This is a genomic window from Brevundimonas diminuta 3F5N (assembly GCF_900163625.1).
Classification (GTDB): Bacteria; Pseudomonadota; Alphaproteobacteria; order Caulobacterales; family Caulobacteraceae; genus Brevundimonas; species Brevundimonas diminuta_A.
Map to the genome: position 1 here is coordinate 74,720 of NZ_FUIE01000049.1, position 20,818 is coordinate 95,537.

A 20,818-nucleotide genomic window follows, 5' to 3' on the forward strand; every position below is an offset into this window, starting at 1 on the left:
CTTGAAATTCGTCCCCGCCGAATGGTCGCGCGGATCATCCGTCTGCGGAAGCGTCTTTCGCGCCGAAGCCGCCGCCGCCGGGCGTTTCGATGACGAAGACGTCGCCCGGCTCCATGGCAGCTTCGGCTGTGGGGCCCAGGGGCTCGATCCGCCCGTCGGCGCGCTCGACCCGGTTGACGCCGACCGCGCCCGGTCCGCCGCCGCCGGCGCCGAAGGGCGGCACGCGGCGATGGTTGGACAAGATGGCCGCCGTCATCGGCTCCAGAAAGCGCATCCGCCGTACGGCGCCGTCGCCGCCGCGATGCAGGCCTTCGCCACCCGAACCGCGCCGGATGGAAAACTCTTCCAAAAGCACGGGAAAGCGTGTTTCCAGCACCTCGGGATCGGTCAGGCGGCTGTTGGTCATGTGGGTCTGGACGGCGGCGGTTCCGTCGAAATCCGGCCCCGCGCCTGAACCGCCGGCGATCGTCTCGTAATACTGCCGTGCGTCGTCGCCGAAGGTGAAGTTGTTCATGGTCCCCTGGCTAGAGGCCAGAACGCCCAGCGCGCCGTATAGCGTATCGACCACGGCTTGGCTGGTCTCGACATTGCCCGCCACCACGGCTGCGGGGTAGCGCGGGTTCAGCATCGAGCCTTCCGGCACGACCAGTTCGATCGGCTTGAGACAGCCCTCGTTCAGCGGAATCGCGTCGTCCACCAGGGTGCGGAAGACATAAAGGGTCGCCGCCCGCGCGATCGATAGCGGGGCGTTGAAGTTGCTAGGCAGCTGGTCGCTGGTTCCGGTGAAATCGACAACGGCGCTGCGGGCCTCGGCGTCTACGTCGATGCGGACACGGATGACGGCGCCGTCGTCCATCTCATAGGCGAAGGCGCCGGGCTTCAGGGCGGCGACGGCGCGACGCACGGCCTCTTCGGCATTGTCCTGAACGTGGCCCATGTAGGCCGTGACGACGTCGCGACCGAACTCGACGGTCATGCGGATCAGTTCCTGGGCGCCGCGCGTGCAGGCGGCGACCTGGGCCTTCAGGTCCGACAGGTTCTGATCGACGTTGCGCGAGGGCCAGGGACCGGAAGCGAACAGGGCGCGTGCCTCGGCTTCACAGAGCCTTCCGGCGTCCACCAACAGGAAGTCGTCGATCAGCACCCCTTCATCGTCCACGCTGCGCGAGTTGGCGGGCATGGAGCCGGGCGTGATGCCGCCCACGTCGGCGTGGTGGCCGCGCGCTGCGACGAAGAAGGCGGGCGTATCGTCGCCATCCAGAAACACCGGCAGGATGACGGTGATGTCGGGCAGGTGGGTGCCCCCGTTATAGGGCGCGTTCAGCATGTAGACGTCGCCCGCCTTCATGCCCCGGCCATCGCGTCCCTCGCCGCGTGAAGCGATCACGGTGCGTATGCTCTCGCCCATCGAGCCCAGATGCACCGGGATATGCGGCGCATTGGCGATCAGCGATCCGCCCGCGTCGAAGACGGCGCAGGAGAAGTCCAGCCGCTCCTTGATGTTCACCGAATAGGCGGTGGCGCGCAGGGCCTCGCCCATCTGTTCGGCGCAGGCCATGAAGCGGCTGTTGAACACCTCCAGCATGATCGGATCGACGTCCGTGCCGATGGCGGTGCGGGCGGGCAGGGCGACAACCCGCTTCAGCAGCAGGTTGGCCGCCGCATCGACCGAGGCGCGCCAGCCAGGTTCGACGACCGTGGTGCCTGTATCCTCCAGCAGGACCGCCGGGCCGTCGACATGGGCGCCGGGCTTCAGCGCCCCGCGCCGATAGACGGGCGTCTGGCGATCCTCACCCGCCATGCGGACGGTCAGGGCGGCGACAGGCTCGGGCGCCGAGGCATCGCCATCGGCGGCCTGCGTCGTCTCCGGCGTCTGGTCCGAGCGGCCGACGGCTTCGACTTCCAGCGTTTCGACCACCAGGGCCTTGTCCTCGGCGAAAAAGCCGAAGCGGCGACGGTGCGTCTTCTCAAAGGCGGCGGCCATGTCGACGGCCGGGCCGAACGGCACAGTCAGGGGGGTGTCGGACCCTGCGAACTTGATCTCGGCGCGGGCGATGGTCGAGACGACAGCGGCGTCGAAGCCTTGCGCCGACAGGTCAGCGCGAGCCGCGCCGGTCAGTTCTGCGATCCGTTCATCGAGTACGTTGCCTGTTGCCGGTGCGAGGGGCATGGCGACAGTCGTCTGGCGAATGGCCCGCACCTCGGCCAGGCCCATGCCATAGGCCGACAGGACGCCTGCGAACGGATGCAGCAGCACCTGGGTCATGCCCAGCGCATCGGCCACCAGGCAGGCGTGCTGCCCGCCCGCGCCGCCGAAGCAGTTCAGCACATATTTGGTGACATCATAGCCGCGCTGGATGGAGATGGAGCGGATCGCCTCGGCCATGTTCTGCACGGCGATGGTGACGAAGCCTTCGGCCAGTTCGCCGGGGGTGACAGGGCGGCCGGTGGCGGCCTCGACCTCGGCGGCCATGTCCTCGAACTTCGCGCGCACCGCCTGCGCGTCCAGCGGCAGATCAGCGGCAGGGCCGAAGACGGCGGGGAAGAAGTCGGGGCTCAGCTTGCCCATCATGACGTTGCAGTCCGTCACCGTCAGCGGCCCGCCGCGCCGATAGGCGGCCGGCCCCGGAGAGGCGCCGGCTGATTCCGGCCCGACTCTTAGTCGTCCGCCATCGAAACGGCAGACAGAGCCGCCGCCCGCCGCCACGGTGTGGATGCTCAACATCGGCGCGCGTAGCCGCACCCCGGCCACCACGGCGTCGGATGTCCGTTCATAGTCTCCGGCGAAGTGGGACACGTCAGTTGAAGTGCCGCCCATGTCGAAGCCGATGACGCGGTCGAAGCCTGCAGCCTTTGCGGTCTCGGCCATGGCCACCACGCCGCCCGCCGGACCTGACAGGATAGCGTCCTTGCCGCGGAAGGCGTCGGCGGCGGTCAGTCCGCCCGAAGACTGCATGAACTGCAACGGCGTCGCAGCGCCCAGATCGCCGCCGACCCGGTCCACATAGGCGCGCAAAATCGGGGACAGATAGGCGTCCGCGACCGTCGTGTCTCCGCGCCCGATCAGCTTGATCAGGGCGCCGACTTCATGACTGACAGAGACCTGGTCAAAGCCGATCTCGCGTGCGATTTCCGCCAGCCGCCGCTCATGTTCGGTGAAGCGCCAGCCGTGGACCAGAACGATGGCCAAGGCGCGGAAGCCCGCCGCATGGGCCGCATTCAGATCGGTGCGCGCCTTCGCCTCGTCCAGCGGCCGGTCAACGGCCCCGTCGGCGGTCAGTCGCTCGTCGATCTCGACCACGCGGTCATAGAGTTGATCGTTCAGGCGGATGTGACGGGTGAACAGTTCGGGTCGGGCCTGCCAGCCGATCCTCAAGGCGTCGCCGAATCCTGCCGTGATCGCCAGCGCTGTGGGCTCGCCCTTGCGTTCCAATAGGGCATTGGTGGCGACTGTCGTGCCCATGCGAACTTCGCCGACCAATCCCTCCGCCAGCGGGCCGGGGGCGGCCTGTAGTATCCGGCGAATGCTTTCGACGGCGGCGTCGGCATACTGCTCAGGGTTCACCGACAGCAGTTTGCCTGTGCGGAGCGAACCATCGGGCGCACGCGCGACCACATCGGTGAAGGTGCCGCCGCGGTCGATCCAGAATCGCCAGCTCAGGTTCGTGTTTGTCATAAACCCGTGTTTATGGCCGATATCCGTGTCGGCGCCAGCACTCACATCAGTCAATGCAAGGGCAGATTGACAGGAATGGTTGAATGAGGCGTATATGAATATGGCCTCATATTTAATTCCAAAAACACAAGGGGCATAAGGGGAAGAAGCGTGAGGAAGAGCAATCTATTCGGAGCCGTATGCACTGTGGCGCTCGCCGTAGCGGCGAACGCTCAAGCCCAGTCGGAACCCGCCCCGGACGTCGCAACCGTCGAGGATATCGTGGTGACGGCGCGTCACCGCGCCCAGAACCTACAGGATGTGCCGATCTCCATCACCGCCTATTCGGGCGATAATCTGGATCGGATGAACGTCAACAACGTGCTGGAGTTGAGCGGCCTGGCGCCAGGCCTTCAGGTGCACGGCGGGGACTCCTCTGTGGCGCCCAAGGTCTATATCCGCGGCGTCGGTTCGAACGACTTCAACCCGACCAATCCCAGCCCGACCGCCGTCTATGTGGATGGCGTGATCCGCGGCTCGTCGATCATGCAGCTGGATTCCTTCTTCGACCTGTCGCAGGTCGAGGTGCTGCGCGGGCCGCAGGGCACGCTGTTCGGCCGCAACACCACGGGCGGCGCCCTGAACATCACCAGCCGTCGCCCGACCGATTACTACACCGCTGACCTGACAGCCCGTTACGGCTCACGCGAACGGATGGAGCTGGAAGGCGGCGTCGGCGGGCCGGTGATCGAGGACGTCCTGGCCTTCCGCGCGGCGGCCAACTACGTCCGCGACGACGGCTATACGAAGAACCGCCTGACCGGCCGCAATGTCAACGACAGCGACCGCTGGGCAGCACGGATGTCGTTGCTCTATACGCCCAACGATCGTGTCGAGGTGCTGGCGCACGTCGGCGGCGGCAACAGCCGCAACGGCGCCCTGCAGGGGCAGGCGAGGGGGCTGATCCCCAACACCGCCGAGGCCACGGGGGCAGACGGTTGGTGCCTGCCCAGCTTCTACGGCACCTCGGCCTGCACCGACGCCCTGGGCTATGTCGACACCGACGGCGATCCCTACGCCGGCGACTATTCGATGGAAGGTCGCGACCGGCTGAAGCTGTTCAACGCCGATGTCACCACCACGGTTGATCTGGGCGACCTCTCGCTGGTGTCGGTCACCGGCTTCGTCAACGCCCGCCACCGCGACGATGAGAACACGGACTCCGGCCCGAACAACCTGATCAAGGGCTTCTACCGCGTCGATCAGGACCAGTTCACCCAGGAGTTCCGCCTGCAATCCAACAGCGGCGGCCGCTTCGACTGGGTCGCGGGCGTCTTCTATATGAACGACAGTCTGAAGTCGGACAGCGCCTTCGAGATCGGCCTGGACCTGCTGAATATGCTGCCGGACCCGATGGCCGGCGTCGCCATGGGCGTGGGCACCGTCTCTTACCCTCACAGCCTGAAGACCGAGAGCTACGCCGTCTTCGGCGAGGTCGACTACAAGCTGACCGAGCGCCTGTCGCTGGTCGCGGGCCTGCGCTGGTCGCGCGACGACAAGACCATGGACTATCACAGCCGCTTCACCGAGGCGGGCGTGACCCTGGTCGACTTCCACGGCTCCAAGTCGTTCGAGAGCATCTCGGGCAGAGCCGTGCTGAACTATGACATCAGCGACAACTCGCGCGCCTATGTCAGCTACAACCGCGGCTACAAGAGCGGCGGCTTTGCGGGCGGCATGATCACTGACGTTCAGGACCTGGGTCCGTATGACGACGAAGTGCTGAACGCCTATGAGGTCGGCTTCAAGAGCGAGCTGTTCGGACGTCGTGCGCGCCTGAACGCGGCGGCCTTCTACTACGACTATCAAGACCTGCAGGTTTACAGCTACGTCGTGCGCGGCCCGACCAGCGTGCCGATCCTCGACAACGCCTCGGACGCCGTCATCAAGGGCGCCGAAATCGAACTGACCGTTGCGCCGATGAAGGGGCTGGACATCTCGCTGGGCGCCGCCGTGCTGGACAGCGAATACAAGAACTACATCTCGGTCGGGGAAGACTTCTCGGGCAACCGCCTGCCGACCGCGCCTGAGTTCACCTTCAACGGGGCTGTGTCCTATCAGCACAGCCTGGGCGACCAGGGGGATCTGCTGATGACCCTGTCGGGCTCCTATCGCTCGAAGTTCTACTTCAGCTCGGGCAATGTCGAGCGTCTCAGCCAGGACGGCTACTGGACCGTCAATGGCGAACTGGGCTGGGCTCTGCCGGACGGCAAGACCGAGATCGGCCTGTGGGCGCGCAACCTGACGGACGAAGTCTATCAGCGCGGCATCGTCAACCTTGAGGCGCTGGGCATGGACCGAGTGTCGATGGGCGAGCCTCGCTCGGCTGGCGTCTATCTGCGTTTGCGTTACTAAGGGACGCTTGGCGGCGTTCGGCCTGATCGGACGCCGCCGGTTCTTGATCGAAACGACGGGCTGGGGCGTGATCCGACCTCGTCGCAGACGAGGCGTTGATGCAACTGCAGAGCTATTCCACCTATCTGGCCGCTGAGCTGCGGGACAACCCTCCGCGTCTGAAGGGGCAACGCACGCGCGCGCGCCTTCTGCTTGCCGCAGCTCAGGTGCTCGAGGAGCGCGGCTATCACGCCATGCGCGTGGGCGACATCACGACGCAGGCCGAAGTCGCCGAAGGCTCCTTCTACGTCTACTTCAAGGACAAGACCGAGATTTCCGTCGAGGCGCTGACGCGCTTCTTCGATGACTATGTCGCCAAGGCGATGACGCCCGCGACGGGCGATACGCCATTCGCCAGAATCCGTTCGACCAATCGCCTGTGGTTCCGCGTCTGCCGGGCGAATCCCGGCCTGATGAAGTGCGTCTTCCAGGTCGGCGACTATGTTCCCGAGTTCCTGCAGATCAGCCAGAAGATCAACCGCCGCTGGGCCGAAGTCGTGGCCGAGAGCATCCAGCGTCGTCGCGCCGAGGACGACCCGGACGCCGTGCGCCTGGCCGGCTACATGCTGGTCGCCATGGCGGATGAAATCGCCCGCAAGATGATCGTCTTACCGGATGAATCCTTCATCGAGGTCTTGGCGCGCATGGGCGCCGCCGCTGACGACACCCTGTCGGACGCCGTCAGCGTGGTCTGGCACCAACTGGCTTACGGCGACGCTCCAACAAGCGACGACCTGCCGGAAGCGGCCTTGAGGTTGGCCGGCTTCCTGTCGCGGTCGCGGCCCGCCGCCTAGAGCGGTTGGCCCTGGCGGCGACGTAGTCGATCCAGCTTGAACAGCAGCGGCGCGCTGCACGCCAGCATGAGCGCCGGGCCTGTCGCGAACAGCAGGGGAATGGCGGCCAGAGCCGAATCCGGCTGCGCCTGCCCCCCAGAGACATAGCCTGCAAGGCCCAACAGCACCCCGGCGGCCGCGCCGCCCAGAGCAAGGCCCAGTTTTTCGCCTGAAACCCAGACGGCCGTCAGAAGACCGAGGTTGGCTTCGGCCTCTTTCTGGTCGCGGGCCGCAACCACGCTGGGCATCAAGGCGAAGGGCAAGACATAGCACCCCGCCTGGCCCAGCCCCGCCAGTGCGGCCACGGCGGTGGCGAGGGCCACATCGCCCGGACCGCACCACACATAACCAAGAGTGGCCAGGGCATAGGCGGCGGCGGCGGCGATGGCGGCGCGCGTCGCCCCCCAACGGTCGGCGAACTTGACCCACAGAGGCATGGCCGCGACCTGAACGATCGCGCCCGCCAGGAAAAGCTGCGCCAGTACGCCCGATGACGCCTGGATCTGATAGGTGACGGCATAAGGCATCATCGCCGACTGAGCGCCCATGGCGACCGTCTGGAAGGCGTAGCCGATCCACAGGAAACGATAGGCCGGATTGCCCAGAGTGGCGCGCACCCCGGCCGCCAGCGCCTTGGCCGGTTTCAGCGGCGCGCCGAAATCGCGGCTGCGGTCCTGCAGCTTCCAGACCGCGCGCAACGACCCCAGCAAGGCGCCGCCCGCCATCAGCGCCAGCAACATCCCCATGACGGCATAGCCTGGACGACCGCCGCCCGCCATTTCGACCAGCAGGGGCGACATGCCGCCTGCCACCATGAGGCCGAACGCCAGGAAGCCGACACGCCACGCCACGACGCGGGTCCGGTCCTGCTGGCGCCGTGAAATTTCTCCCGGCATGGCGGCGTAGGGAATGGAGAACAGGGCGTAGGCCGTCGTCGCCGCCATATAGGCCGCCATAACCCAGACCACGGCGCCGAAGCCGGTCAGGTGCGTCGGCGGGGCGAACATGGCCGCGAACCCTAGTGGAAACAGGGCCGCGCCTGCCGCCATCAAGGGCCAGCGTCGCCCCATCCGCCCACGCAGCCGATCCGACCACAGGCCCACGACAGGGTCGAACACCACTTCCCATATCTTCGGTAACAGAAGGACAATGCCCGCCGTCGCCGCCGGCACCGCCAGGGTGTCCGTCAGGAAGTAGAGCAGCAAAAGCTGCGGCGTGATCAGGAAACAGGCCAGGCCGATATTGGCCAGGCCATATCCGGCCAGCAGGCGAGGGCGCAGAGGCGTCGCCGGGTCCACGGTGTTCGGCGTCTTGACGGCGGCGTCCATTAGTCCTCCACGGCCAGACGGCGCAGCGCCATCTTGTCCACCTTGCCGACCGGCAGACGCGGAAGGTCCGGCTCGATCACGAAACGCTTGGGAATCTTGTAGTTGGCCAGCCGCTCGCGGCAATGGGCCTGAAGCTGAGCGGCGTCGACATCGGCGCGGGCGATGACGAAGGCGACGCCTACCTCGCCCCATACAGGATCGGGAATCCCCACGACAGCGGCTTCGGTAATGGCGGGATGGGCTTCCAGCGCGATCTCGATCTCGCGCGGATAGACGTTGTAGCCGCCGGATTTGTACATTTCTTTCAACCGTCCGGTGATGCGCAGGCGGCCGTCGTCCAGCCAGGCGCCGACATCGCCGGTGCGGAACCAGCCATCCTTGGTGAAGGCGTTGGCCGTGGCGTCAGGCCGGTTCCAATAGCCGAGGAACAGGGGCGCGCCCTTGGCCTCGATCTCGCCGTCGGCGCCTGCTTGTTCGACCAGCGATCCGTCTTCGGCGCGCAGGCGGACTTCATAGTGACGGGTCGGCCGACCGACCGAGGCCGTGGCGAAGACGACATCGGCGTCCCCCTGAACGGTCATGTCGCCGGTGGCGGCGATGGGGCCGCAGGATTCCGTGAGGCCGTAGTTGGTGCCCATGCAAGTCGCGACGGGGATCAGGGCCTTGATCGTCGGCGCGGGCATGGCCGCGCCGCCCCAGAAGACGCGCCGCACAGCCGACAGGTCCGTCTGGGCGAAGGCGGAGTGCGCCACCGTCATCTCGAAGACGGACGGAACCGTACCCCACAGGGTGACGCCTTCCGACGCCATCGTACTCAGCCCCGTTTCGACGTCGAACTGTTCCAGGAAGGCCAGCTTGCCGCCATTGACCAGAACCATGGCGGCGATGTCGCCGACGCAGCCGATGTGGTTGATCGGCAGGTAATTCAACATGCACAGCGGCTCGCCGCGCAAGGGTTCGCCCTGTTCCAGAGCCGGCAGGATCAGCCCTTCATGATGCAGGACAGCACCCTTCGGCTTGCCCGTGCTGCCCGAGGTGTAGACAATCAGGCACGGATCACGCGTCGCGACAGACCGCTTACGCTCCGCCAGGGCTTCGTCGGACACGGTCTCGCCCTGGGCGACATAGACGCTCAACGGCAGATGAGCGCGCGCGTCCAATTCGTCTTCGCCGATCAGGACGAGGTCAGCCGAAACTTCCGCCGCCAGGGCTTCCAGATCCTCGACGTAATCTCGTCCAGCCACACGGCGACGCCCGATGATCAGGCGCGGCGTGCAGTCGCTGACGACATAGGCCAGTTCTTCATAGCGGTAGCGGGGGTTCAATCCGACCCAGATGGCCCCAACCGCGGCCGTAGCCAGGAAGACGGTCAGAAAGTCAGGCGAGGGTGGGGCCAGCATGGCGACGCGATCGCCCTTGCCGACGCCGGCGGCGATCATGGCGCGGGCCAGCGCGTCCACATCGTGCGCCAGATCCCCATAGGTCTGGACTCGGCCGTCCAGCGTCGTCGCCGGCGCATCAGGCGTCTGCTCGCCATACCAGGCGGCGTAGTCAGAAATCAGCGTCAGCAGCGGCGAATCTCCTACCGCCGACATCGTCCTGGAAGGCATCAACCGCTGCTGAACGCTGGACATCAGGCCCTCGCTTCGACGCTGTCAGGCACCCAGACGCTGAGCCAGGTCGCCACCAGGGCAGGGCGCTCGCCGCCCTCGATTTCGATCACGGCGTCCATGGAGCGGCGCACTCGTCCAGCCTCATCCGTATGCTCCGGCCCCTTGACGAAGCGCCCCCGTACGCGGCTGCCCGTCGGCACCGGCGCGACCAGACGCATACGGTCGAATCCATAGTTCAGGAAGTAGCCGCCTTCAGGCTTGAAATTGCCGCCCGCGCCTTCAATCGCTTTCGCCGCCAAATGGGTCAGCAGGGACACTGTCAGAAAGCCAAAAGCAATCGTGCCGCCATAAGGGGTGTTGTCCTTGGCCCATTCGGGATCGTTGTGAAAGGGATCGCTGTCCAGGGTCGCGCGACCGAAGTCGTCAATCATGGCCTGCGTGACCTCGACCCACCCCGAGACCATCTCTGAAGCGTGTTCAACCGCCTGAACCATCACCGAACCCTAAAATTGAAGATGACCTCATATTCACAGTTTCGCGCAGGGGGGCAAGAGGGTTAGCCGCATTCCTGAGCGAGGCGGCAGACGAAGCTTATGTGCGTGAGAACGAAAATCGTAACTGTGGCGCTTATCATCTACCGAACCTATCTTGGTCGGTGGATCGAAGCCGATCGATAGCATCTTTGGCTTTCAAGCCGTCTCGCTTGGGATCGAAAGCAAACGATTCCAGTTTCGTGTCACAGGGTGACGCATCAATCTCCATGCGAAGAGATCAACCGGATGAATGAAAAGAAGAAAGTCTGCGCCGTCATCGGCGTTGGGCCCGGCAACGGCGCCGCTCTGGCGCGACGCTTCGCGGCTGACGGCTATGCCTTGGCCTTGATGGCGCGATCGACGAAAAACACTGAAGCCCTGGCGGAAGAACTGGCCGACGCTCGTTCCTTCGCCTGCGACGTGGGCGATGCGGCATCGGTCGCCGGCGCCTTCGCGGCGGTTCGGGCTGAGATGGGTGAAGTCGATGTGGTGGTCTTCAACGCAGGCTCCGGCGTCTTTGGCGCGCTCGACGATGTGAGCGCCGCCGACTTCGAGGCGTCCTGGCGCGTGAACAGCCTCGGCCTTTTCCTGGTCGCGAAGGAGGTCACGCCGGCCATGAAGGCGGCGGGCGAGGGCGCCATCATCGTTATCGGCGCCACGGCGTCGCGACGCGGCACGGCGCGAACCACGGCCTTCGCTCCAGCCAAGGCGGCGCAGCGCAGCCTGTGCGAAGCCCTGGCGCGACAGCTCGGTCCGGACGGCATCCACGTGGCGCTGATCATCCTCGACGGCGTCGTCGATTTGCCGCGCACTCGTGAAGTCATGAAGGACAAGTCAGACGACTTCTTCATCAAGCCCTCGGGCGTGGCTGACCTTGCGTCGATGCTTGTCCGCCAAGACAGGTCGGCCTGGACCTTCGAGGCGGAAGCCCGCCCCTTCGGCGAAACCTGGTGACACTTTGAATCGGAGACCAGACCTGGTGCGCTCAGGTCTGGTCAACCCGCCTGATCGCCACTCAATGGCGGTGGCCCGATGAAGACGGTTTCGCTATGCGCCCAGTACTGAACAACCCTTCGGCCTTGATTGCTTTATGCGCGCCTTATGCGGCGGGCGGCTTTCCGAATGGCCCGCTTACGCCCTGAAAGCGTCTCTTCCGGCTCTAACTGAGCTGGAGATGTCGGCATGACCGATGTGATTTATGTGGCGATAGGCGTCGGGGCCTTCGTGGCCTTCGCGGCGCTGGCCATTGCGCTGAAGAGGTTGTGACCATGTGGCTGAACGTCCTTTGGGGCGCCGGCGCACTCGTCATCGCCGGCTATATGGTCGCAGCCCTGCTGCGCCCGGAACGGTTCTGAGCGGAGCCGTCATTTCATGAACATTCAAGGATGGGCGGAAATCGCCCTGACCCTGGGGTTGGCCGTCGTGCTCGGCTGGCCGATCGGGGTCTATATGTCGCGTGTCTGGAACGGCGAGCGTACCTGGCTGGACCCGGTGCTGAAGCCGGTGGAGGGCCTCTTCTATCGCGCCGCCGGGGTGGACCCGACGCGCAAGCAGGGCTGGCTGGCCTACGCCGGCGCCCTGTTGGCCTTCAACCTGGCGGGCTTCCTGCTGCTGTACGGCATGCTGCGCCTGCAGGGTTTCCTGCCGATGAACCCGCAGGGGTTCGGCGGCCTCAGCCCGCACCTGGCCTTCAACACCGCCGTCAGCTTCGTCACCAACACCAACTGGCAGAGCTATGGTGGTGAAACCACCGTCTCGACCTTCAGTCAGATGGTCGGCCTCACGGTGCAGAACTTCGTCTCGGCCGCCACCGGCGCGACCATCGCCGCCGCCCTGGCGCGCGCCTTCATCGCCAATCGTGGCGAAGGGCTAGGCAACTTCTGGGCCGATCTGACGCGCACCAGCCTCTATGTCCTGCTGCCCATCGCCTTCATCGTGGCCGTGGTTCTGGCCGGTCTGGGCGTGGTCCAGTCGCTGGCGGCCTCGGCCCAGGCGACGACGCTGGAAGGTGGTCAGCAGACCATCAGCCTGTTCCCGACCGCCAGCCAGCTGGCCATCAAGCAACTGGGCATCAACGGCGGCGGCGTGTTCAACGTCAACTCGTCCCACCCGCTGGAGAACCCGACGCCGCTAACCAATCTGATCACGGCGATCAGCATCAACGTCTTGGGCTGGGCGGCCTTCTTCGCCTTCGGCCGCAGCGTCATGGCCAAGAAGGACGTGCGCGCCCTGGTGGTCGCGGCGGTCCTGCTGCTGGGCGCGGCGGGTTCGGCCCTTTACGTCATCGAAAGCCAGCCGGCGCCCGCCCTGGTCGCGGCCAGCGTGGATACGTCCGTCGGCAATATGGAAGGCAAGGAGGTCCGCTTCGGCGTGCCGTCGTCCGTCGCCTGGGCGACCCAGACGACCGGTGCCTCGAACGGCTCGGTCAACTCCATGCACGCCAGCTACATGCCGCTGGGCGGGGCTGTGACCATGTTCCTGATGCAACTGGGCGAGATCCTGCCCGGCGGGATCGGGTCGGGCATCGCGGTCATGGTCCTGATGGCCATGCTGGCGGTCTTCGTCGCGGGCCTCATGGTCGGCCGCACGCCCGAATACCTGGGCAAGAAGATCGAGGCGCGCGAAATCCAGTTCGCCATGCTGGTGGTGCTTGTCGTGCCCCTGTCCGTGCTGGGCTTCTCCGCCGTCGCGTTGGTCCTGCCCGAAGCCCTGGCCGGTCTGCTGAACAAGGGACCGCATGGTCTGTCCGAGATTCTCTACGCCTATACTTCGGCGACAGGGAACAACGGCTCGGCCTTCGCGGGCCTGACCGCCAACGCCCCGTGGTGGAACACCACCCTGGGCCTGGCCATGCTGCTGGGCCGGTTCGTGCCCGCCGTCGCGGTTCTGGCCGTGGCCGGCGCACTGGTCGTCAAGCCCCGGCTGGCGCCCTCGGTCGGCACCCTGCCCACGCACGGCCCGCTGTTCATCGGCCTGCTGGTCGGGGTGATCCTGATCCTCGGCGGCCTGCAGTTCTTCCCCGCACTCTCCCTGGGTCCGATCGTGGAGCATTTCGACATGCTCCAGGTCACGGCCCGGTTCTGATCGGATATCCGTCATGACCCAAGTCACGCTCGATCCGTCGAGCTCCCGATCTGTTGCGCCCATCGCGGGCGGGCTGACCGGGGCCATGCTCGGCCGGGCGCTCGGCGACGCTGTCGTCAAGCTGAACCCGACCAAGCTTCTCAACAACCCGGTGATCTTCGCCACCTGGATCGTCGCGGCCCTGGCCACCGTTTCGGCGGTCGCCGCCGTGGCGACGGGGCAGGCGGCGGGCTTCGCCATCCAACTGGCCCTGTGGCTGTGGGCCACAGTGTTGTTCGCCAACGTGGCGGAAAGCATCGCCGAGGGGCGCGGCAAGGCGGCGGCGGACAGCCTGCGCGCCTCACGCGTCACCACCAAGGCCAAGCTGATCGTCGACCCCGCGACGGGCACGGTCGTCCCGACCCCGGCGCATGAGCTGGAGATCGGCGCGATCGTCCTGGTCGAGGCCGGGGACGTCATCCCTTCGGACGGCGAGATCATCGAGGGTGTCGCCTCGGTCAACGAGGCCGCCATCACCGGCGAGAGCGCGCCCGTCATCCGCGAAAGCGGCGGCGACCGTTCGGCCGTCACCGGCGGCACCACGGTCGTCTCCGACTGGATCAAGGTGCGCATCACCTCGGCCCCCGGCGCGACCTTCCTCGACCGCATGATCGCCATGGTCGAGGGCGCGGACCGTCGCAAGACGCCGAACGAACTGGCTCTGTCGGTCTTGCTGGCCGGTCTGAGCCTGATCTTCCTGATCGCCGTCGCGGCCCTGCTGGGCCTGGGCGCCTATTCAGGGATCAAGCTGGATCCCATCGTACTGGGCGCTCTGTTCATCACCCTGATCCCCACCACGATCGGGGGCCTGCTGTCCGCCGTCGGCATCGCCGGCATGGACCGGTTGCTGAAGGTGAATGTTCTGGCCACATCGGGCCGCGCGGTGGAGGCGGCAGGCGACGTCGACACCCTGTTGCTCGACAAGACCGGCACCATCACCTTCGGCAACCGCATGGCGACCGAGGTCATCCCCGTGCCGGGCGTCCGTCCCGAAGCGGCGATGCGCGCGGCGGTCATGGCCTCTCTGGCCGATGAGACGCCGGAAGGCCGATCCATCGTCGAACTGGGCCGCAACGCCGGGGTGACGGGCGACATGCCCGCCGGAGCCAAGACCATTCCCTTCACCGCCGTGACCCGCCAGTCGGGCCTCGAAGCCGACGGCCGCTCGTGGCGCAAGGGGGCGGTGGACGCCGTGCTGCATGCGCTGGGCGTGGCCGAAAGCGCCGCCCCGGCCGAGTTCCGCGCCGCCGTGGATCGCATCGCCCGTTCGGGCGGCACGCCCCTGGCCGTGGTCGAGAACGAAGCTCTGGTCGGCGTCATCCACCTGAAGGACGTGGTCAAGCCAGGCGTGAAGGCGCGTTTCGCCGACCTGCGCCGCATGGGCCTGCGCACCGTCATGATCACCGGCGACAACCCTGTGACGGCGGCGGCGATCGCGTCCGAGGCCGGGGTCGACGACTTCCTGTCCGAGGCCACGCCGGAGGACAAGATGCGCCTGATCAAGGCGGAACAGGCCAAGGGTCGTCTGGTCGCCATGTGCGGCGACGGCGCCAACGACGCGCCCGCTCTGGCTCAGGCTGACGTCGGCGTGGCGATGCAGACCGGCGCCCAGGCCGCGCGCGAGGCGGGCAACATGGTCGATCTGGACTCAGACCCGACCAAGGTCATCGAGATTGTCGAGGTCGGCAAGCAACTGCTGATCACGCGCGGCGCCCTGACCACCTTCTCCATCGCCAATGACGTGGCCAAGTATTTCGCCATCATCCCGGCGATGTTCGTGGTCGGCCTGCCGTCGCTGGCGGCTCTGAACGTCATGCAACTATCCAGCCCGGAAAGCGCCATCCTGTCGGCGGTCATCTTCAACGCCCTGGTCATCGTCGCCCTGATCCCGCTGGCGCTGCGCGGGGTGAAATACCGCGCCGTGGGGGCGGGTAAGCTCCTGGGCCGCAACCTGCTGATCTACGGCCTGGGCGGCCTGATCGCGCCCTTCGTCGGCATCAAGCTCATCGACATCGTCATCTCCGCCCTCGGCCTGGCCTGAAGCCGGCCCTGAGGCGCAAGGAAAACTATCATGCGTAAACGTAAGAAACTCGACGGTTCGGACCTCAACAACGCCCTGGTGGGCGGGGCCTGCCTGGTCGCCGTCATCACCCTGGGCCTGTGCACGGCGCCCACGGACGCCAAGGCCCAGGATGCTGCGAATGACGCCCGCCCCGAGGTCGCCTTCAACGCCGCCATTGGATCTGACTACGTCTTCCGGGGCGTCAGCCAGAACGAAGGCGACCCGGCGATCTCGGCCGGGGTCGATGTGACGCAAGGCCTGTTCTACGCCGGGGCTTGGGCCGGGAATGTCTCCTTCGCCGGCGACGCGGACACCGACGCCGAGATCGACCTCTACGCGGGCGTTCGCCCTGCGTTCGGCGGCTTCGACTGGGACTTTGGCGTGGTCAGCTACTTCTACGCCGGTCAGCCCGACGGCGCCGACTATGGCTATGTGGAGCTGAAGGCCGCCGCCTCGCGTGCGGTCGGCCCGGCCACGCTGGGCGCGGTGATCTATTATTCGCCAGACTTCTTCGGCGCGTCCGAGGACGAAGCGACCTATGCCGAGGTTAATGCGGCGATCAGCCCGGCTGACAAGTGGACGCTCTCTGCGGCCGTGGGGCGTCAGTGGGTGTCGTCGGACTTCGACTACACGACCTGGAACCTGGGCGCGGCCTATCAGCTGACGGAGCGGCTGGGCCTGGACGTCCGCTATTTCGACACCGACGAGCACGACTTCGGCTCCGCCTATGACAGCCGCGTCGTCGCTAGCCTGAAGGCGAACTTCTGATGCTGAATCATATCCGCCCGGCGGTCGTCATGATCGCCCTGTTCACCGGCGTTCTGGGCGTCGGCTATCCGTTGGCCGTGACCGGCGTGGCCCAGGCGGCCTTCTCGGATCAGGCGAACGGCAGCCTGGTCCACGATAAGGAGGGGCGGGTGGTCGGCTCAGCCCTGGTCGGCCAGACGTTCGCTGCGCCGGGGTATCTGCATCCCCGGCCGTCGGCGGCGGGCGAAGGCTACGACGCCTCCGCCTCGTCCGGCTCCAATTTCGGCCCGCTGAACCCCGATCTGATCGCGCGGGTGAAGACGGACGCCGACGCCTTGCGAAGTGAGACGGGGACGAAAATCATCCCCGCCGACGCCGTGACGGCCTCCGCTTCGGGCCTCGACCCGCATATCTCTCCGGCCTACGCTGAGCTTCAGGCCGTCCGCATCGCCAAGGCGCGCGGCGTAGGGGAGACGCAGGTGCGCGAAGTGATCCGTCAGCATGTCGAAGGCCGCACGTTCGGCGTTCTGGGACAGCCGCGCGTCAATGTCCTGCTGACCAACCGGGCGCTGGACGCCCACTTCGGCCGCCTGACGACCGAGGGCGGATGACGCCGCTCGTTCTCTCGACGGACCAGACCCCGGCCGCCCCGCGAAAGCGTGGGCGGCTGAAGGTTTTTCTCGGCATGTCGCCGGGCGTGGGCAAGACCTATGAGATGCTGCGCGCCGCGCGCAGACGAAAGGCTGAGGGCGAGGACATCGTCGTCGGCGTGGTCGAGACCCACGGCCGCAAGGAGACGATGAGCCTGCTGCGCGGGCTTGAAGTCATGGCCCGCAGGCCTATCGCCTATCGCGAACGGACCTTGCTGGAGTTCGACATCGACGCGGCCATCGCGCGCCGCCCCGCCCTGCTTCTGGTTGATGAATACGCCCACTCCAACGCGCCTGGTTCGCGCCACCCGAAGCGGTGGCAAGACGTGGAGGAGATCCTGGAGACCGGGATCGACGTCTGGACCACGCTAAACGTCCAGCATCTGGAAAGCCTGTCGGACGTGGTTCTGCGCATCACGGGTGTTCGGCAACGCGAGAGCGTGCCCGACAGCGCCCTGTCGCGCGCCGACGACATCGAGCTGGTGGACATCACGCCCGAGGAACTGCGCAAGCGCCTGGCCGAGGGCAAGGTTTATGTGCCGGAGACGGCGCGACTGGCCTCGGACAACTTCTTCAAGGTCGAGAATCTGACGGCCCTGCGCGAACTGGCCCTGCGCCGAGCGGCTCAGACGGTGGACGACCAACTGACCGCCCGTCTGCGCGAACAGGGGGCTGCCGGCCCCTGGGCGGCGGGGGAGCGCATCCTGGTGCTGGTGGCGGGCGACGCCATGGCCGGCCCCCTGGTTCGGACGGGGCGGCGCATGTCCGACATGATGATGGACGCGCCCTGGACTGTGGCCCACGTCGATCGGCCGTCTGGCGCGCGGCACGGCGTCGGCTCTGCGGGCAAGCTGTCCGATGCGCTGAAACTGGCCGAGCAGCTGGGCGGACGCACCGTTGTCCTCAGCGGCGACGACGTGGTGCGCGCCATCATGGATCACGCCCACAACAACCATGTCACCCAGATCGTGCTGGCCAAGGGGCGCGACAGCCGCCTGTCGGAATGGCTGGGCCGGTCTCTGGCCGCTGAACTGCTGCGTCAGGCGCGCGGCGTCGCCGTCCACGTCGTCACCGACGAGGTCGAGCCGCAACCGAAGGCGCCGAAAGAGGGGCGTCTGAACCTGACCGGAGGGTGGCGTGGCTACGCCGTCGGCGCGGCCTGCGTCATTGCGGCGACGGGGTTGGCCCTCCTGCTGGACCGGACGTTCGAGCGGGTGGACCTGGGCGTCATCTATCTGACGGCGGTGCTGGCGGCGGGCGCCCTTTACGGGCTGCGACCCGCCCTGGCGGCGGCGACGGTCGCCTTCCTGACCTACAACTTCCTGTTCCTGCAACCGAAGTTCAGCTTCGCCATCGGCTCGCCGACGGACGTGCTGACCTTGATCGTGTTCTGGGGCGTGGCCCTGACGACCGGCGCTCTGGCGGGCCGTGTGCGCGAGCAGGCCAGGGCGGCCCAGCGCCGCGCCTCGGCCGTGTCCGCCCTGCTGGCCGCCAGCCAGCGCCTGACCGGCATCGGCGACCGGGGCGAGGCGGCGCGCATCCTGGCCGAGCAGACGGCGGCGGCCGCCGGCGCCGGCGCCGTGGTGCTGCTGCCTGTCGAAGGCGAGCTGACCCTGACGGCCGGTGCGCCAGGCAAGCCTGAACTGGACGCCGAGGCCATGGCCGCCGCGCGCTGGGCCTGGGAGAAGGGCGAGCCCGCCGGTCACGGCACCGGCACCCTGCCTCAGGCGCGCTGGACCTTCCGGCCTCTTCAGGGCGTACGCGACCGCGCAGGCGTGGCGGGGATCGAGGCGGCGGCGCTATCGCCAGGGTCAGACGAGGAAAAGCTGGCTCTGGCCCTGTTGGACCAGGGCGCGGTGGCGGTCGAGCGAGCAGAACTGGCCGGGCAGGCGGTCGAGACCGAGACCCTGCGCCGCACCGACCGCTTCCGCGGCGCGCTGATGAACTCGGTCAGCCATGATCTGAGGACGCCGCTGTCGACGGTGCTGGGCGCCTCGACCACCCTGATCGACCTGGGCGACAAGCTGAAGCCCGCTGTGCGCGCCGACCTTCTGCTTTCGATCCGCGAGGAGGCCGAGCGTCTCAGCCGCTACGTCGGCGACCTGCTGGACATGACCCGGCTGGAGGGCGGCGGCCTGAACATCCGTTCCGACTGGGTCGACGTGCGCGACGTGCTGAACGCGGCGGGCAAGCGGGTGGCGCGGCGTCTGGGCGAACGCAAGCTGGCCCGCGACTTCCCGGCCCAACTCAGCCTGGTCATGGTCGATCAAGGGCTGCTGGAGCAGGCGCTGGTCAACATTCTGGAGAACGCCATCGCCTACAGCCCCGATGGATCGACGGTCGAATTGGCCGCCTATGAAGATCGGGGCGCGGTCGTCATCTCCATCGAGGACGAGGGCAAGGGCATCCCGACCCCCGAACTGGAGCGCGTCTTCGACAAGTTCCGCCGCATGGAGGAGCCGTCGGACCGCACCAAGGGCGCAGGGCTCGGCCTGGCCATCGCCAAGGGCTTCGTCGAGGCCATGAACGGGCGTATCGCCGCCGCCAGCCCCATTCAGGATGGAAAGGGCACGCGTATCCTGATCAGCCTGCCCAAGGCCGTCGTCACCCACCCGAGCCTGCTTTAGAGTCCGCTACATGGCCGCCGTCCGACCTCAGATTCTCGTCATCGACGACGAGCCCCAGATCCACCGCTTCCTGTCCCCGGCGCTGGACGCCGCCGGCTATGAGCCGCGCCGCGCCGACAGCGGTCAGGAGGGCCTGCGCGGCATCGCCCTGTGGAGCCCCGACGCCGTGGTGCTGGATCTCGGCCTGCCCGACATGGACGGCAAGGACGTGCTGGCCCGCGCCCGCGAATTCTACGCCGGTCCCATCATCATCCTGTCAGCGCGCGACAAGGAGGCCGAGAAGATCGCGGCCCTCGACCTGGGCGCCAACGACTATGTCGAAAAGCCCTTCGGCGTCGGCGAACTGCTGGCCCGATTGCGCGCCAACCTGCGTCAGGCGCCGCGCGCCGAGGCGGCGGGGCCTCTGACGGCGGGTGAGGTGGTTATCGACCTGGAGCGGCGCCACATCACTCGTGCAGGCGAGGCTGTCCGCGTGACGCCCAAGGAATACGATGTGCTGGCCCATCTGGTGCGCAACGCCGGCAAGGTCGTCGGCCACCGCGACCTGTTGACCGCCGTCTGGGGCAAGGCCCACGCCGAAGACACCCAATATCTGCGCGTCGTCATCGGCCAACTGCGTCAGAAACTGGAGGTTGATCCGGCTCAGCCGCGCTTGATCCTGACGGAGCCCGGCGTGGGGTATCGCCTGGCGGACTAACCCCGCGTCTGTGGCGGGTATGGCCCCTACAGTTTCACTCGGTTCAGGCGGCGATGCGCACCGCCGCCTGAACCGCTTGTGTCGAAGCCTCCTAGTGGACCATGAAGCGGGCGGAGCCGCTCATCCGGTGGCCGTCCGGTCCTTCAGCAGTCCAGGCGGCCGCATAGCTTCCCGGCGCCAGACGCGGCAGGGGCGCGCTGACGGTTCGTGCAGCGGGAGCGGACGGCGCCGTGACGGTAATCGGCGCTCGTCCCTGGGCCGTCAGGGTGACGGTTTTGAGCGTCATCGGGTGCGGAAAAGTCACGCTGAAGCGCTCGGGCGAGCCGTGCGTCATGGCGCCGTCGGCTGGGCTGGTGACGATGCCCGAAGCCTTCGCCTGCGAGCCGCCATGTCGGGCATGACCGGCGTGCGGGTCTTGAGCAGCGACTACGCCGGCCACGGAGGCCAGCACAGCGGTGAGAACCAGAGTTTTCAGCATGACCAATCTTCCTTTCAG

The 20,818-nt window shown here is 66.9% G+C and carries 15 protein-coding genes; 10 read left to right on the forward strand and 5 right to left on the reverse strand.

Annotated features, from left to right (window positions below; genetic code table 11):
• Positions 1-34: 34 nt before the first annotated feature.
• Positions 35-3,676, reverse strand: a complete 3,642-nt coding sequence (locus FM111_RS09550) for a hydantoinase B/oxoprolinase family protein (protein ID WP_087140721.1) — start codon at positions 3,674-3,676, stop codon at positions 35-37.
• A gap of 186 nt (positions 3,677-3,862) precedes the next feature.
• Here FM111_RS09550 and FM111_RS09555 point away from each other — a divergent pair, with 186 nt between their 5' ends.
• On the forward strand, positions 3,863-6,070 hold the full coding sequence (locus tag FM111_RS09555; protein WP_179205072.1) for a TonB-dependent receptor: 2,208 nt from the start codon (positions 3,863-3,865) through the stop codon (positions 6,068-6,070).
• Between the two features lie 98 nt (positions 6,071-6,168).
• Complete coding sequence (locus FM111_RS09560) at positions 6,169-6,903, forward strand: TetR/AcrR family transcriptional regulator (protein WP_087140723.1); 735 nt, start codon at positions 6,169-6,171, stop codon at positions 6,901-6,903.
• Here the strand turns inward: FM111_RS09560 and FM111_RS09565 are convergent.
• Genes FM111_RS09565 through FM111_RS09575 form a run of 3 tightly spaced genes read right to left on the reverse strand, consistent with a single transcriptional unit; the run spans position 6,900 to position 10,377 of the window.
• Positions 6,900-8,270: an MFS transporter gene (locus tag FM111_RS09565; protein ID WP_087140724.1), complete on the reverse strand. Its 1,371-nt coding sequence runs from the start codon at positions 8,268-8,270 to the stop codon at positions 6,900-6,902. The genes FM111_RS09560 and FM111_RS09565 overlap by 4 nt on opposite strands.
• Entirely contained in the window at positions 8,270-9,904 is a 1,635-nt protein-coding gene (locus FM111_RS09570) for a class I adenylate-forming enzyme family protein (protein WP_087140725.1), read from the reverse strand. The genes FM111_RS09565 and FM111_RS09570 overlap by 1 nt, the downstream gene beginning before the upstream one ends.
• A complete protein-coding gene (locus FM111_RS09575) occupies positions 9,904-10,377 on the reverse strand; it encodes a MaoC/PaaZ C-terminal domain-containing protein (RefSeq protein WP_087140757.1) in 474 nt (157 codons plus the stop codon). The genes FM111_RS09570 and FM111_RS09575 overlap by 1 nt, the downstream gene beginning before the upstream one ends.
• Before the next feature lie 285 nt (positions 10,378-10,662).
• Here FM111_RS09575 and FM111_RS09580 point away from each other — a divergent pair, with 285 nt between their 5' ends.
• The 8 genes from FM111_RS09580 (at position 10,663) to FM111_RS09610 (ending at position 20,322) form a co-directional block, all read left to right on the forward strand.
• Positions 10,663-11,370, forward strand: coding sequence for an SDR family NAD(P)-dependent oxidoreductase (locus tag FM111_RS09580; protein WP_087140726.1), 708 nt, complete (start codon positions 10,663-10,665; stop codon positions 11,368-11,370).
• Positions 11,371-11,684: 314 nt separating this feature from the next.
• The gene (locus FM111_RS16200; RefSeq protein WP_256968182.1) at positions 11,685-11,771 is read left to right on the forward strand and encodes a potassium-transporting ATPase subunit F; all 87 of its coding nucleotides are present in this window, start codon (positions 11,685-11,687) and stop codon (positions 11,769-11,771) included.
• A 16-nt stretch (positions 11,772-11,787) separates the two neighbouring features.
• Positions 11,788-13,500 carry a potassium-transporting ATPase subunit KdpA gene (gene kdpA, locus FM111_RS09585; protein ID WP_087140727.1) on the forward strand — a complete coding sequence of 571 codons (1,713 nt, stop codon included), beginning with the start codon at positions 11,788-11,790 and terminating at the stop codon, positions 13,498-13,500.
• A gap of 13 nt (positions 13,501-13,513) precedes the next feature.
• Positions 13,514-15,580: a potassium-transporting ATPase subunit KdpB gene (kdpB, locus tag FM111_RS09590; protein ID WP_087140728.1), complete on the forward strand. Its 2,067-nt coding sequence runs from the start codon at positions 13,514-13,516 to the stop codon at positions 15,578-15,580.
• Positions 15,581-15,610: 30 nt separating this feature from the next.
• Entirely contained in the window at positions 15,611-16,369 is a 759-nt protein-coding gene (locus tag FM111_RS09595) for a TorF family putative porin (protein WP_087140729.1), read from the forward strand.
• On the forward strand, positions 16,369-16,959 hold the full coding sequence (kdpC, locus tag FM111_RS09600; RefSeq protein ID WP_087140730.1) for a potassium-transporting ATPase subunit KdpC: 591 nt from the start codon (positions 16,369-16,371) through the stop codon (positions 16,957-16,959). Before FM111_RS09595 ends, kdpC begins: the two co-directional genes overlap by 1 nt.
• On the forward strand, positions 16,956-19,625 hold the full coding sequence (locus FM111_RS09605; RefSeq protein ID WP_087140731.1) for a sensor histidine kinase: 2,670 nt from the start codon (positions 16,956-16,958) through the stop codon (positions 19,623-19,625). Before kdpC ends, FM111_RS09605 begins: the two co-directional genes overlap by 4 nt.
• A gap of 10 nt (positions 19,626-19,635) precedes the next feature.
• Positions 19,636-20,322, forward strand: a complete 687-nt coding sequence (locus tag FM111_RS09610) for a response regulator (RefSeq protein WP_087140732.1) — start codon at positions 19,636-19,638, stop codon at positions 20,320-20,322.
• 91 nt (positions 20,323-20,413) lie between these two features.
• Here FM111_RS09610 and FM111_RS09615 read toward each other — a convergent pair whose 3' ends face one another.
• Positions 20,414-20,800 (reverse strand): copper resistance CopC family protein, encoded by a 387-nt coding sequence (locus tag FM111_RS09615; protein ID WP_087140733.1) that lies wholly within the window; start codon positions 20,798-20,800, stop codon positions 20,414-20,416.
• Positions 20,801-20,818: the final 18 nt, after the last annotated feature.